Genomic DNA, 15,503 nt, shown 5'->3' on the forward strand with positions numbered 1-15,503 from the left:
TACTTTATATACTTTATCCTCTCATTCTATCCCTTTTTTGAGATCACGTACAGGCTCTTAGTGACGGAACATGGGATGACCTAAGGAACGCGAGTTCTATGGTTACGGAGTCATCGTAGTAGTCGTGAAAGTAACGAATCACCGGGGAGTGTGGGAAAGCCACATACAGGGCAAAGGGTGACAGATAATTGAATGTTGAAATTGGGAGGTACGCAAGATGCGGAAAGCTGAAACAATACTTAACATTATACGTGAACGTGGACAAAGAAATTTGCCGGTTAAAAACGTATATCGCCTACTCTATCAGCGTGATCTTTACCTTCGGGCGTATGGCAAACTTTGTCGTAATAAAGGTGCTATGACAGAAGGTGTGACAGTTGAAACAGTTGATGGTATGTCTTTGGAAAAGATCGATAAAATCATAGAGGGTTTACGCTATGAGCGATATCGGTGGACACCAGTAAAACGTATCTATGTTTTAAAGAAGAGTGGTAAACGCAGGCCGTTAGGGTTGCCAACATGGTCAAATAAGTTACTTCAAGAAGTAATTCGATTAATATTGGAAGCCTACTATGAGCCTAAATTTAGTGAATGTTCACATGGATTTCGACCAAAGCGTGGATGCCACACTGCATTAAGAGCAGTAATGCAAAAAGGCAGAGGTACAAAATGGTTTATAGAGGGAGATCTCAGTGCATGTTATGACTCAATTGATCATACTATGTTGTTGAAAATACTGAGTGAAAGCTTCCAAGATAACCGTTTTATTCAGCTAATCAATCGACTGCTAAAAGCAGGATATATGGAAAATTGGAAGTACAATAAGAGTCATAGTGGGGTACCACAAGGTTCTATTATTGGTCCAATTCTGAGTAACATATTACTCGATCGGTTAGATAAACATGTGGAGCATATACTAATACCAGCAAATAACCGAGGTAAGCGAAGAAGGACAAATCCAAAATATTTAAGGTTAACCATGCAAGTATCGATGATGAGAAAACAAGGGAACTGGGATCAAGCAAAACAACTGCGTCAATTAGTGCAGGGTATGCCATCTAAGGATTCTTGCGATCTAAATTATCGACGTCTTTGGTATGTTAGGTATGCTGATGATTTTCTGGTAGGGTTTGCAGGACCAAAGAATGAAGCTGAACAAATTAAGAATGAGATTGCTGGGTTTCTCAATGAGGAGCTCAAACTTATGCTTAATGAAGATAAAACGTTTATTACACATGCGTGTGATAGCAAAGCCAATTTTTTGGGTTATGAAATACATGTTTTGCATGCAGATGATAAACATGATCATCGGACACAACGATGTATTAACGGTAGTATTGGGTTACGTGTACCACATCATATAAAGCAGAAAAAGTGTTCTGAATATATGCGTTGTGGTAAACCGATACATTTACCTCAACGTACAATTGATACAGCTTACAGTATTGTTGCTCAGTATCAAACTGAATATCGAGGAATTGTACAATACTACAAAATGGCCTACAACCTTCACACACTAAGTTATCTGAAATATGTGATGGAAGTATCATTAGTAAAGACTTTAGCATCTAAATACAAAACAACTTGCAGGAAAATTTATAGAAAATTTGGTGCGACGATCGAAAATGATGAAGGTGAAAAACGAAAAGTCATCCAAATCAGAGTAGATCGTTTACCATCAAAGATACCATTAATTACACACTTTGGTGCTGTGTTGCTAAAATGGAATAAATGGGTAAGCATAAGTGATAACCTTATACCAATATGGAATAAGCGTAGTGAAATAGAGCAAAGACTATTGGCACAAACTTGTGAATTATGTAAATCACAAGAGCAGATTGAAGTACATCACGTACGTAAACTTGCTGATTTGCTAGGTAAACGTAATACTGAACTACCGGAATGGAAAAAGAGAATGATTGAACGACAGAGGAAAACTCTTGTTGTTTGTCATGAATGCCATAAGAAAATCCAATATGGAAAATATGATGGTGACTCCTTAAAACGTTAGATTATTGGAGAGCCACGTGATACGGAAACGATCATGCGTGGTTCGGAGAGGGGTTGTTGGAAAAGTACTTAACAAGTAACTCGCTGGCTGCCCACTCTACTTTCCGTACAGTTCTGCGAGAGACTGGTGGGGAAGTTCCACTGGTCTACTCTCCTAAATGCTGAAGAGTATGGCAGTAAATGCACGCCGCTGCACCTTGCATGTATGATGGGGAAAGTGGAGATAGTAAAAGAGTTAGTGGAAGCAGGAGGAGAAATAGAGCAAGCGGATAAATTGGGAATGACAGCGATGGATTATGCAAAAAACAGTAAAGAAATAGCCGAGATATTAAAGAAAGAAACGGACAGAATTGAAAAGCTATTTATGAAAGGCTAAAAATATGGAGGAAGAAACAGAAAAGAAAGTAATGAATTTAGAGAAAAAACCTTTGGGTGAACTGAGAAAAATATGGAAGAAGGTATATGGGGAAGAGGCACCTAAACATTCAAAGAAATATCTGATACCGAGATTAGCTTATAGAATCCAGGAAAAAGCATATGGAGAAATGTCAAGAAAGGGGACAAAAAGACTAGAGTATCTGGCAGATCGGCTAGAGAAGGGAAAAAGAATAAGTAGTGATAAACTGCCAGTAGAAGGAACAGAATTAATACTAGAGAGAGGAGAAGAGACGCATGCGGTAATGGTAACAGACAAGGGTTTAATCTATAGAGAAGAGTTTTATACGTCATTGTCAGCAGTAGCAGGCAAAATCATGGGAATGAGCTACAACGGACCTTTATTATTTGGGATGCGTGATAAAAATGAAAATTGAAGAGAATAAAATGCTAAAAGAAGTAAGGTGTGCGATATATACAAGAAAATCAAATGAGGATGGACTAGAACAAAAGTTTAACAGTCTTGATGCGCAAAGGGTAGCATGTGAAAAATATATAAAGAGCAAAGAAGGCTGGGTAGCATTGGCAAAAAAGTACGACGATGGAGGATATTCAGGAAAGAATTTAGAAAGACCAGCGATAAAGGAATTATTTGAAGATGTAAAAAAAAGGAGAAGTAGATTGTGTAGTAGTATATACTCTGGATAGGCTATCAAGGGAAACAAAAGACAGCATTGAAGTAACATCATTTTTTAGAAGGCATCGAGTAAATTTTGTAGCAGTAACGCAGATATTTGACAATAATACGCCAATGGGAAAGTTCGTACAAACGGTGTTATCAGGAGCTGCACAACTAGAAAGAGAAATGATAGTAGAGAGGGTAAAAAATAAAATAGCAACATCAAAGGAGCAAGGATTATGGATGGGTGGAACTTTGCCGTTTGGGTATGATGTGAAAGATAAAGAATTAATAATAAATGAGAAAGAAGCGAGAATAGTAGGGCATATATTTGAAAGATATTTGGAGCTGAAGTCAATGGCAGAGTTGGCAAGAGAGTTAAATAGCCAAGGTTACAGAACAAAATCAGATATCTTTAAAAAAGCGACGGTGAGAAGAATAATAACAAATCCGATATATATGGGAAAGATAAGACATTATGAGAAAGAGTATGAGGGAAAGCATGAAGCAATAATAAAAGAGGAAAAATGGCAAAAAGCGCAGGAATTGATAAAGAATCAACCATATAGAAAGGCGAAATACGAGGAAGCATTGCTAAAGGGAATAATTAAGCGCAAGAGCTGTAATGCAAATATGACGCTGACGTACGCAAAAAAAAGAGAATAAAAGGTATAGATATTACGTATGCAATAATCATTTAAGGGGAAAAAGTTGTGAATCAGAAAACCGAAATGTAATAGCAGGAGAAGTAGAAAAAGAAGTAATGAAGAGAGCTGAGCGCCTGTATGAAAATTGGGAAGAAAAAGTGGAAGAGTGGAAAAATTTAAGCTTTGGAAAACAGAAAGAAGCAGTGAAAAAGTTAATAAAAGCAGTATTGGTGAGAGAGGATGGAATAGAGGTGTATTCTGAATCGGAGGAAAAATTTATATCAATAAAGAAGAAAGGAAATAAATGCACAGTAGTAGAGCCAGAGGGGAAAACAAACAATGCATTACTGAAAGCAGTGGTAAGAGCCCATTCCTGGAAACGGCAGCTAGAGGAAGGAAAATACGAAAGTGTGAAAGAGCTGAGTGCCAAAATTAATATAGGTACAAGACGTATACAACAAATTTTAAGGTTAAATTATTTAGCACCAAAAATTAAAGAAGATATAGTAAATGGGAGACAGCCAAGAGATTTGAAATTAGTTGATTTGAAAGAAATACCGATGCTATGGAGTGAGCAGATGAAGAAATTTTACGGCTCAGCGTCGTAACGTTTATAAAAACAACAATATGAAAAAACATCGAAAAAAGTATGTGCCAGAAAATTAAAAAAGGTTATTGCAAAAGGAGCTACTGCAAAGGGCCACACAAAAAGATGCTGAAATTAATATAGAAAAGTAAGTCAATGTTACAGAATCAATTATGTGAAAATATCAATATAAATAATGAAGATTTTAGCATACTGGATGCAACAGTGGTAGAAAATGATCCAAAATCTATAAATTATAGTAGTTTATATTTAAATAATAATCTTTAACCTTTATGGCAAATTAATCTACCTAGAAACTTCTCTCCTAGGATCAGAAGTCCTTCTTAACTCTTCACGTTCTGTCCATTTGTTGTTAGACTCGCTTATTACTTCAGGACGCATTAATCCACCAGATCTTTCAAAATATCCCTGTTCAATAGCATCGTAGACCCAGTAGTTACCAAGCTCGCAATCATTGCCTAACTCTTCTTCGCGACCTTTGAATTTTTCTAATATTTCTTCTCTATTACTCACTTCTACTATAATTTTGCTTTTATTCTGTACGTCAGGATACAGCCTAACGTCTACATTTCCCAAACTAGTATAGAAAGTTAATGCTATACTGCTACCTTCTGTAAGATCTGTGTAATTCCTTATGCCATCTTCAGTTTTAATTTCTACTTCACTATTACCGATCTTTACTATATTTCTTCCACACTTTACATCTCCATCGGTTAGACCTAAATCCCTTACCCCATCTGTTATCTTTATAATGTCTATTTTACTATCTTTAGAATATTCTAAGTAAAAAACGGAGTTGTCTACTCTTGCATCTTTTAGCTCGCTATTGGTTGCACTTTTTGCGATTTCAATAAATTTATGAGAATTGCTAATATAATCTCTATAAGCTTTTTTTAGGTTAGTTTTATGCTCTTTAAATTCTGATGTCAGTGTGTTAGCATCAACTGTATTACCAAACACTGCCCCTTTTGATACTAATTGACATATTATACTACTAGCAACTTTAGGATTTTTTTCCAACTCACTGATTTTTTTCATCACATAATCGGTAAAAGTGTACTCATTACCTGAAAAGAAATCTTGTGAAAGAGAATAGTTTAATCGTACACCAGACTTTATAGCATCGTTTACAATCTTTTCAAGTTCAGCCATGTTTTGAGCTCGAAATACCTTATCAGAAAACTTATTTAACTTCTCCTTTTGATTTGAAGTTAAATTAACGAGTAATTTACTGGCCTGTCCTTCCTTTTGCTGACGATAAATATTTATAGCATAATCTAATGCTCCTGCTTCTAAAAATATCTTTCTTAACTCTTGAATAAGACCTTCATTGTCCCAAGAAAAACGATCAACATAAGAAAATACTTTTGATTCACCCATTCCTTGCCGAATATTTAGCACCACTTTTAGGTCTGAATCTCTTTTATGCTTACTTAAAAACTCCTTTAAATTTTTAGTGCAGTCTGAATCGAGTACAAGTAAGTCATACAATTCTGCATTTAACTTTTTCTGTTTATCAGTTAGAAATAATTCTTCTATATTATAGCAGAGTTTATTAGTTGCTATTTGTTGTGGAGTTCTCCCCTTTCTACTTGTTATATTAGGGTTAGCTCCTTTCAAGAGAAGAGAGTTTGCATTATCGTAATGACCTTTAGCAGCAGCAAGGTATAGTGGTGTTTTTCCTTTATTATCTTGTATGTTAGGATCTGCACCTGCTTCTAAGAGTAAATCTATAGCCCGATTTCCTATGCAACGAAATCCACCAATATTTGCTCCTGCAATTGCATGCAATACTGTTGATTGAGATTCTCCTCTTCTTAGGTTAAGAATTACTTTTAAATCTTTATTGTTTCTATTATCATGTAAAAATTCTTCAAGAGGTTCAGTATTATCAAATGAACCACAGTTAGAAGCTAAACATTTTAGAGCACTAAGTAACTTCTTGTTTAAATTTTTTTGACTTGGCGTAAGATCGTGGTCCAGAGCAAACCAAACACAAATTTGTTCATTTAGTCCAAGTTTGCTATCTATTAAAGAAGGTAGTTCATTATGATTTCTAACTGATGGTAAATCTCCTGAGTACCACATATCATTCATCAGTTCATTTAATAAATGCTCTTTAGATGATAAATGTTCTATAATGGATTCATATTCAAAATCAGATGGTTCTGGTTTGGATTTTGGTTTTAGTAGATTGATGATAGATTTTACTATCCCGTTAGATTTACCCATACTTACCCCTTAAGCTAAGATACATAATATATTGTATGCAATATGCAACATTAAATCAACAACTATAATCTTTTTACTACTTATGTTGTTAAGCTTTTGTTAAGTTTTTATGGTGAGTAACAATGGAGTATGTAGATAGGTTAAAAGTTGCTTATGACTCCAAATTTGAGCTAATTTTACTATAAATTAACATGGTTAAGACCTATATTTGATATCACTACTATAAGAGCATGATGGATTATGCTTTAAAGGAGTGCAAAAACTGCTGAAGCTTATACAGTAACCTGCGGAGCCACTTCAGCAGAATAAACAAACACATGCCAGTATTAGTAGAGAATTATTTATAAGTCAACTAACTTTTTCAAAAATATTTTAGTGAAGATACCATGCTAGCTAGTGTTATAAAGAATTGAATTATTGACTCTTCCTAAGATTGCAAAAAGGGTCGTATGTTTGTGAGAACAAGCCGCGTAAAAATAAGGTTATAAAAATAGAAGATTTAAATTTTTTCAATAAGCTTAGGCAAAACAGTTCGTATGTAAATTTAGCAAAAGTAAGCCAATATAGTTGATTTTGCAATGTAGTAAAATTACCATATAAAAAAGTTCGTATGTATCGTTTGGTAGACCAATTCATTCCAAAACAAACTCTTCTCACACTGCTGATTTTGAGCGCCGGAAATGGTTATATTATTTAAATTTATTAACACTATATACTGTAAAGTTAACGGCTGCTCATTTAAGATTTTCCTTCAAATAACTTGATATGTAAGTTTTTTTACACTCCCTTCACAACCGGTTACCTCTGCCTGCCACTTTTACCTTTGCTAAGATCAGAGATATTACTAGCTTTAGGATCTTCTAAGGTAGATTGTGGGTTACCAAAATTGCCTATATCACTAACACTAAGTGACATAGGTGGTCCTTTCCCTCCTTGTGGTTGCTGGTGCCATACCCCATGCGTTGGATATTGGCGCTCTAAAAAACTTAATAGTAATTGACGAATTTCATTTAGCCTTTGACATGATATAACAACCCTTCTATTGAGTAAATGCTCCTCCTCAGGAAATTGGTGAATATTATCAATGTTTTGAAATTCTCTTGAGATTGCTCTTCTCCGCTCTTGAAGGTATTGTCCATTTCTAAGATTGTCTGGATCAACTATATTATCCAGGCCTGGAACATTTAACGTAAGAAGATCACGCATTTCATCTAACACACCTCTACCTTGTTCTCCAAGATCACCATTTCGTTGTAAAGCTTGACTAATATCTCTGGCGTTTTCTAATGCCCAGATACCGCAATTATGGCCATCTCTCTGCTGTACTAACGCATTGTCTTGCTGGTCAGCAAGAACATTATGGACTGGAACAGGAGCACCATTTACTATAAGATTGTTTAGCTTATCCGGAACGTTACCACCAATTGAACTAGCATAATACCCATAATACTTCCTATTTTGAAAGGCAATAGTTAATGTAGCCCAATGGCTGCCATCTATATTAACAATCAAATTTGATATCAATATTTCATTGTTTTGCATTTCTTTATTGCTAATATGATTTTGCAACTTTTGCAAATGATCATTTACCCACCCTATAGGTAGTGTGGCAAAGAGCACATTATTATGCAGAACAGGCTGTAAGTTATATAGTGTTGTCCTTGCAGCAGAACGTATATCCCTTTCTTGAAGCCAATAATGATAGTAACGATTATCTGTTGCAAAGTCTAGTGTGAGTATATCATGCACATTTTCTATCGAATTAAGACCCATTATATTATCTTGAATATGCAGATTTACTAGGGGTAAAATATCATCTTCTAGCCTTACAATTCTTTCTGTCCTTCCACCGGGTCCTGAAGCACGACTGGAGTCAAGTTTATTTCTATGTGAAAATATAAGGTCCTCTGCTCTCTGTGCACCTCTATTAAATACAGCATAAGATAAAATTGCACTTCCACAAATAGAAAGTGGCCTACGTCTTTTCATTTCATTCGTAAATTTACGTATCTTCTGTTTTGCATTACTTTTCTGTTGTGCTACTACCCTTTGATCATTAGCAAATCCTAATATAAATCCAATTGAGTGAACATCTGAATCATTCTCTGTAGGTTGCCTTGATACTAGGAGATCTAATCTATGCTCTGCAACTCTTGTATTTACTCGCTCCACTATTTTTCCTGCCATTCTTATGTCGGAAATACATATTTGACTTATCTTGTACCTAGAAACTACTTTACAAATATCGTCACAATTATAAAACACACCATACAATATAGACCGAAACTTGTCCTCGCTATCTACATCTATTATTGCATTACCATTCATATTTTCTGGCATTAATACTGCAGAAATGTTTCTAAGTAATTCTTGATACTGAAATCTATCTTGCCAGCCATCATTCATAACTTGATTTAAAGCATTATGCACATTTCCAGCATTAGGCACTTGCACAAGATTACCACCAAGAAAATTATTTGCATTATTATTTTGGTAATTGTGATATAAACCAAGGTTATCTGTATGAATATTAAGGCCAAGTTGATTATTAAGTGTGCATGAAACTTCCCGTACATGAACATTATTCCCATTCATATTAAGATCTTGTAAATTGATTGCTCCTTGTTGTCGTGCATCGTGAGCTCTAATATGAAGTATAACTATATCAGAACCTTCAGCATGAAAGACCATAGTTAAACATCTTAAACCCTCATCACCATGTCTAAATGTATACTTTGTTACAGGTGCTTCCCCTCCCCCTTCGAGTTGTAAATGGTGCCTATCAAAAGCACTACTTCCAGAAGCGAACCCAATTATGCAATCAAATATTCTGTTATAATTCTCTGCATTTCTTGGTATTTCGTTAGGAGGATGTTGAAGCAAGAAATCTCTAATATTTTCTCTAATTCCTTCATCCTCCAAACACTCAAATAATCTTTGTACCAAAGGAAATCTATTCTCTAAAAACTCTACTGTATCAACACTAAAAGGATCTAGATTTACATTAAAATTCAATCCAACACAAACACAAACAGTATGCTTTGATGTAAGTGTAAATGAAGAATTGCATAACCTTTCAGCGTAGCCTATGGCACGGTTTAATGCAACATCTGACGATGTCTTACATCTAGTAATATTAAAAATAAAAATATTTTTTCTCTCTGCTTGATGATGTACAAGAAAAGCAACATATGAATTTCCAGGAGACAAGTCAAGGTCAATATCTATTGTGTAGAGATGAATAAAATTTGCCAACAAACCTAAGAAAAATCCGTGACTCTCAAACTTTTGACTGCGATTTTGAATGTCATTTTGTAGGTTGCCTAGGTAACTACGATAGATTCGAGTTATGTATGGCAAAATTCCTTCATTTATTCCACGTTCTATATTTATTCTTTGGTTACTTGCTAGCACTTCCATAAAACTGAAAATCCCTTGCTGACCCGGTGCAACTTGCACAAAATTGACCAAACGACCAAGCTGTACTCTCTGATCTTGATTGAGTCGTATACTTCCTATTTCCTTAACTGTCAACAAACTGCGTGGCGCAGGCGCATTAATCCCATTAAGCCTATTGCGTTCTATATGCCTAAGAAGGCTAATCTCAGACGCTGAATATTTAGCAAATCTATCTCTACCTTGAGAATCTTTTTCACGAATCACCCCGAATGCTGTTGCAATCGCCTCTCCCTGAATCTTGCCCTTTCCATGCATGCATACTTTGTATTGCTCAAAATTTAGGTCTTCTTCCCTTAAATCTGGATTTTGCTGTCTAATCTCTTGCACTAGAGCATTTCTCTCCCTTGTACTGAACCTTAACCCATCACTATTAGGACGATCAGAAATACTGTAACATCTGACAACTTGCTGTTCGTCACGATAAACAGCGACTTTTAGGTTCCCTGTATTTCTATTTCTACCACCTGTATCAATACCATGATTATCAAAACGAAAATACACTCTCTCATTTGCTTTTAAGATATTAGCATCATGAGCAGTAGCAAACATACTAAAAAAGAATACAGGAAGGAAACGACCTGAACCCACATGATGCGAGAAAGATGAACAACGATCTAAAAAAGATTCAAATTCTTGTCTAAAAGCTTCAAGATTTCCATCAACTAAACTTCTAATTAAAGACACAAAGCACCTCCCTATTTGCTACAACGAGAAAAATCACTTACACCAATGGGTGAACTACTTAATTAACACTCAGCGTAAAGGCCCTTTTCCTCTTACGAGAACCAGAAGAAATCACACCAGGAGATTCAAGCTCGGGCTCTGGCTCATTACCGGGAGTATTAAATAAACTGTGTCAAACCGCATTTTTAGCTCAACTCAATTTTCAATCTGTTGGGAAAGAAAATGTCGAGCTGAGATATAGTCAATGCCCAATCATGTACAGGCATAGTCCATTTCTCCTCCGCTTTCTTTATAGCACAATATACCTGTTTATACAAGGCATTTATGCTAGTAAATGAGCCCTTGGTTTTGGTGAATTTCCTAATTTGCCTATGTAGCCCCTCTATGGGATTAGTAGTATAGATTATCCTCCTAACTGGGTCGGAATACTTAAAATAACCAGATAGGTTTTCCCAATTATTCTGCCAAGATTTTATAACCATAGGGTACTTTGTGCCCCATTTTTCATCTAATTCCAACAGATAATTCTCGGCAATTTCCTTACTTGAAGCTTGATACACCTTCTTTAAATCACTCAAAAAACTCTTTGCATCTTTACTAGCTACATACTTCAGTGAGTTACGTATCTGATGCACTATACACATCTGCACTTCTGCATAGCACTGATAGGCATGTAAATCACAGTGAATTTACGCAGCTAATTTAAATTTAGCCATACCTATATCAGTAAATTTGTTCAATAAGTAGCACTTAATTAACAGCTCTTTTTCACGATTTACCTCTGATTTATTTTTCAAGCCAAACCCAAATATTTGCTTCAACCTATAGAAAAAGACTTCAATATAAGACCGTGCTCCATACTTAACTTTTTTCTTCCATTCATTAATACCATCTTCATAATTCTCATATGACCTAATTCTACTAATATACTTGTTTCTTTCTGATAAGTAGTCAGCTAAACAAATTTTAGTATCCTTCCTAGGGCGAATAATAGGCACAATATTGTATTTTCTGCATTCTTTATACACACTTTTTATATCATAAGCCGCATCTGCTCGAATAGAACAAATGTTATATTTATCACTGACTTCTTCTAACATATCGCAGACCGGCAAATAGTCTACAGCAACACCACTAGTGTAGTTCATGCTTATTGCTTTCTTATCATTTATGTTTAAAACAACATGTAATTTTCTTACTTGACCATAACCACTGTATTTTCTTTTTCGAATATTAAGCTTACTATGCCCACCGTTATTATTGTAGATACTAACTCTAGTGCTATCTACGGCAATTTCAACATTTTCCAGATCGTCTTTATTGCTTCTATGGTCATCAATCTTCAAATTAAGCTTTTTAAATCTTCTGGAAGCTTGTGTATAGCTGATAATCTTAAGTTTTTTGCCTATTTGTACCATATAACCTTTTACAAAACCTACAGCTTGTCTCAAGCCAATTCTAAAAAGATATGTGTATTAAAATTACAACTTTATCACTATAAGTGTTATTGCCACCTGCAACTTTTGGACTATTTTCATACCAATTTTCTATGGCTTGATTAACAAAATGAAAAACATTTCCTCTTTTTTTGAGAAACTCGTTATATTCTCTTTGGTTACTTACTCTCATTTTTTGTGGCATAAGTTGTACTTGTTTGAAAAATGCCTGTTTTACAACAAAATGCGTTAGTAGCCATATATTAAAAAGCTTTTCTTCTTACAATAACCTCAACCAACACTAGCTATGCAACAAAGCCATGAAGGATAACGGGAAACTGTTAAGTCCGGTTTTGGAAGCCGAGGGGGGAAAGGCAACTTTCTCTCCTTAGGTAACAGGACCCCACCTCGAGCTTGATCGCCTCGAGAACCCTATGCAACTTTCTTTCTCTGTATGCAACGCACACAAAATGTTCACCATTTTTTTTATCTGCTACTTTGAGAATTCTTGGAAGATCTCGCTTGTAAAAGATTAACAAGGGTTCTAAAAAGCAATCAAGTCTTTTTTCTCTTAAAATATAACATAAAAAGTCCACTTCGTTGTCATACCCTTCGCTGTAAAAATCTGAACAAGCATCTGAATATTTACCATTTTCAAGATTGGACTTTATAGAACTTACTATACACGCTTTCATGATACAGATCTCAAAAAACACATACTGCCATTAGTACACACTATTAACTATTTGTAAAGTTTTTTTATGATAGCAGGATCAATATTAACATCGGTAAAATAACCCATCATACTATCAAACTCTTCCTTCCTTTCAACAGACATCTTATCTCGTATAGCACAATATTCATCTGTATCAAGCTTATCTTTTAGGTATTTGAAGGCTTGAATGGAATTCCATGGCTTCCCACCACAGTCACGTCCATGCCAATAACTAAGATTCTGAAGAGCGCAACTGAATATCAATAGCTTCTCTTTCCGGGAAATCTTGTTCTGAAAAAAATTTAATAAATTATCGACTTTGTTTTTATATTTTAAGCTGTCCGCAGCATCTAAGTAACATGCACAGTGAGTAAAGACTTGCTTATACATCTCAATTATTTCATTATGATTAAGTTTATATTCACATTTCTTCAGCAAGCCTTCAATCTCCTCAGCTTGAATTTCATCAACCTCACCCTTAACATATTTATAATGTTCTCTTTTTATTTTACTTGCGGTTAAATCAGACTCTGACTCATCACCAGAACTATAATTTCCAGCAGGTAAGAGTTTTCTCTCTAATTTTCTCTTACGAGAACCAGAAGAAATCACACCAGGAGATTCAAGCTCGGACTCTGACTCATCACCAGAACTATAATTTCCAGCAGGTAAGAGTTTTCTCTCTAATTTTCTCTTACGAGAACCAGAAGAAATCACACCAGGAGATTCAAGCTCGGACTCTGACTCATCACCAGAACTATAATTTCCAGCAGGTAAGAGTTTTCTCTCTAATTTTCTCTTACGAGAACCAGAAGAAATCACACCAGGAGATTCAAGCTCGGACTCTGACTCATCACCAGAACTATAATTTCCAGCAGGTAAGAGTTTTCTCTCTAATTTTCTCTTACGAGAACCAGAAGAAATCACACCAGGAGATTCAAGCTCGGACTCTGACTCATCACCAGAACGACCATGTCTAATAGAAAGACTAGAATCTTCAGCTTCTACTATCACTATAGACCGTCTTCGATGATCACCGGAACCATCACCTACAGAAGGTAAAGTTACTTTCTCTAACTGAAGAAATAACTCTTCTGCAAATAGACCATAATCTACATTTACTTTCTTGCCTTCCCCACCACATATTCTAAGATTTTCTATCATGACTTCTTTAAAAAGGTCAAACTTTTCAGGAAAGCAACCTTTGGCAAATGAAATCATATCTAATATTTCTTCTTTCTCTATTTCCCTATCGGGCTTACAAACATCTTCTCGTTTCCAATTAATGATTAATCCCCCAAGTACACTCTTTATAGGAACTGTATAATTAGAAGTATTAACAGAGGTCTCTCTGTATTCAGCAAAGCGTTCACATTTCCAAATCTCCATAATAAGGGATCTAGCTTGAACACTTAACTCAGGATTTTTCAACATCACATTTGAAAGTGAATAAAGAAAAAGTTCATAGTCTTGCTGTGAGAATATCTTGTCCGAACAGTCTCCTCCTGCTGAAACGCCTTTATAACACCAGCACTGTACCAAATCATGAACCGTATCAAAAAAACATGACTCTATTAATTCAGCAAGAAGGGAATATACTCCCTTATCTTTCTGCAATAATTTCTGTAAAAGAGTATCTTTATCGCCTATATTCCTTACACAAAAATCTAAAATAGGAGCGTCTTTCTCAACAGATTGAGGACGAGAAAGAGCAACAATAGCTTCTGTAAGCTTCTTCTCCTTATCTTTTTCCTCTAACTGATTATAAAAATACTCTACCCCTTCGCTCCACTTAAGTTTTACAGCACTGTCAAAACCTTCTACTGCATCATACTTCTTTAATTCCCCAGATTCTCTATCGATCCAGAAATCAAACACAGGACCATTTCTCTTCATGGATGATAGCAGAATGTTTCTTACATATTGATCACTGATCGGATTACCTTGACTATCTACCTCTTCTGAAGTAAATTGACCTCTAGAGAGTACAAACTGTTTGTTGAAAAAATCACCTATCTTGCCCGTTATACAGTACCTAGATGCCATACCATACCTTGGTAGTGGGTTATCGATTTCTCCTATTTTCTCTTCAGTCAATTTCTGACCTAAAACAGTATTATTTAACCTTGTACCTAACCAACAACCTTCATCTTGGAATACATTGTGCAAAAACTTCAACTTATCACCCTTAAAGTATTTTATGTGCTCCATAAAGTTATCTTGAAGGACTCCCACCCATCTCTTGATAGCTGACTTCCTCCCAGCAGCAATCTCATGATCTGTATGTTTAATAGCTTCCTGTAATTTTTTGGACATCGTAGCCCGAAGCTCTTTCTGTGTTAGCATTAACTCCTCATATTAGGGATTAACAGTGTTATGTAAAAAGGCATTGTACAGACATTAGAATGGATTGCAATATTAAAATTACTAGAATAGAGGGTTTAACAAAAAAACGTTATGGCTAAAACTTCTTTTCTTGAATTTTCTCAATATAATCAACAGAAAACCCTGTTATTTTAGCAATAACATCAATAGAAACACCCGCCTTGAGTTAATTTTAGACTGCTATTTTAGCCTATTTTTCACCCTCTTTCCTGCTTTTTTCGTGTCCGATTCGGATGGCTTCTTTATTTATGAGCTATATTAGCTGTGGTATTAC

Annotated in this window: 7 protein-coding genes and 4 pseudogenes; 5 read left to right on the plus strand and 6 right to left on the minus strand. The window is 35.3% G+C overall.

The window, feature by feature from the left end:
- Positions 1–217: 217 nt before the first annotated feature.
- From ABWU64_RS03470 to ABWU64_RS03490, 5 genes and pseudogenes are all read left to right on the plus strand, one after another.
- Complete coding sequence (locus ABWU64_RS03470) at positions 218–2,011, plus strand: reverse transcriptase/maturase family protein (RefSeq protein ID WP_182282558.1); 1,794 nt, start codon at positions 218–220, stop codon at positions 2,009–2,011.
- Between the two features lie 153 nt (positions 2,012–2,164).
- Positions 2,165–2,386 (plus strand): annotated as a pseudogene (locus tag ABWU64_RS03475) (ankyrin repeat domain-containing protein); the annotation flags it as partial.
- Positions 2,387–2,390: 4 nt separating this feature from the next.
- On the plus strand, positions 2,391–2,822 hold the full coding sequence (locus ABWU64_RS03480; protein WP_353279261.1) for a DUF2924 domain-containing protein: 432 nt from the start codon (positions 2,391–2,393) through the stop codon (positions 2,820–2,822).
- Positions 2,823–2,832: 10 nt separating this feature from the next.
- Positions 2,833–4,319 (plus strand): annotated as a pseudogene (locus ABWU64_RS03485) (recombinase family protein).
- Between the two features lie 134 nt (positions 4,320–4,453).
- The gene (locus ABWU64_RS03490) at positions 4,454–4,585 is read left to right on the plus strand and encodes a hypothetical protein (RefSeq protein WP_010401858.1); all 132 of its coding nucleotides are present in this window, start codon (positions 4,454–4,456) and stop codon (positions 4,583–4,585) included.
- Positions 4,586–4,603: 18 nt separating this feature from the next.
- On the opposite strand, the gene ABWU64_RS03495 is transcribed toward ABWU64_RS03490, so the two are convergent.
- The 6 genes and pseudogenes from ABWU64_RS03495 to ABWU64_RS03520 form a co-directional block, all read right to left on the minus strand.
- Positions 4,604–6,550: an ankyrin repeat domain-containing protein gene (locus tag ABWU64_RS03495; RefSeq protein WP_353279263.1), complete on the minus strand. Its 1,947-nt coding sequence runs from the start codon at positions 6,548–6,550 to the stop codon at positions 4,604–4,606.
- 798 nt (positions 6,551–7,348) lie between these two features.
- Positions 7,349–10,693: a cytoplasmic incompatibility factor CifB gene (locus ABWU64_RS03500; RefSeq protein WP_353279265.1), complete on the minus strand. Its 3,345-nt coding sequence runs from the start codon at positions 10,691–10,693 to the stop codon at positions 7,349–7,351.
- 185 nt (positions 10,694–10,878) lie between these two features.
- A pseudogene (locus tag ABWU64_RS03505) lies at positions 10,879–11,349 on the minus strand (transposase); the annotation flags it as partial.
- Positions 11,350–11,382: 33 nt separating this feature from the next.
- Entirely contained in the window at positions 11,383–12,111 is a 729-nt protein-coding gene (locus tag ABWU64_RS03510; protein ID WP_230609056.1) for a transposase, read from the minus strand.
- A 40-nt stretch (positions 12,112–12,151) separates the two neighbouring features.
- Positions 12,152–12,334 (minus strand): hypothetical protein, encoded by a 183-nt coding sequence (locus ABWU64_RS03515; protein WP_230609058.1) that lies wholly within the window; start codon positions 12,332–12,334, stop codon positions 12,152–12,154.
- 1,547 nt (positions 12,335–13,881) lie between these two features.
- Positions 13,882–15,190 (minus strand): annotated as a pseudogene (locus ABWU64_RS03520) (cytoplasmic incompatibility factor CifA); the annotation flags it as partial.
- Between the last annotated feature and the right edge of the window lie 313 nt (positions 15,191–15,503).

It is taken from the genome of Wolbachia endosymbiont (group B) of Xanthorhoe designata (assembly GCF_964028585.1).
Lineage (GTDB): Bacteria > Pseudomonadota > Alphaproteobacteria > Rickettsiales > Anaplasmataceae > Wolbachia.

Excerpts from the sequence above, each read along its gene's own strand:
- ABWU64_RS03510 (WP_230609056.1), bottom strand. The coding sequence starts at position 12,111 with ATGGTACAAATAGGCAAAAAACTTAAGATTATCAGCTATACACAAGCT.
- ABWU64_RS03495 (WP_353279263.1), bottom strand. The coding sequence starts at position 6,550 with ATGGGTAAATCTAACGGGATAGTAAAATCTATCATCAATCTACTAAAA.
- ABWU64_RS03480 (WP_353279261.1), top strand. The coding sequence starts at position 2,391 with ATGGAGGAAGAAACAGAAAAGAAAGTAATGAATTTAGAGAAAAAACCT.
- ABWU64_RS03490 (WP_010401858.1), top strand. The coding sequence starts at position 4,454 with ATGTTACAGAATCAATTATGTGAAAATATCAATATAAATAATGAAGAT.
- ABWU64_RS03515 (WP_230609058.1), bottom strand. The coding sequence starts at position 12,334 with ATGCCACAAAAAATGAGAGTAAGTAACCAAAGAGAATATAACGAGTTT.
- ABWU64_RS03470 (WP_182282558.1), top strand. The coding sequence starts at position 218 with ATGCGGAAAGCTGAAACAATACTTAACATTATACGTGAACGTGGACAA.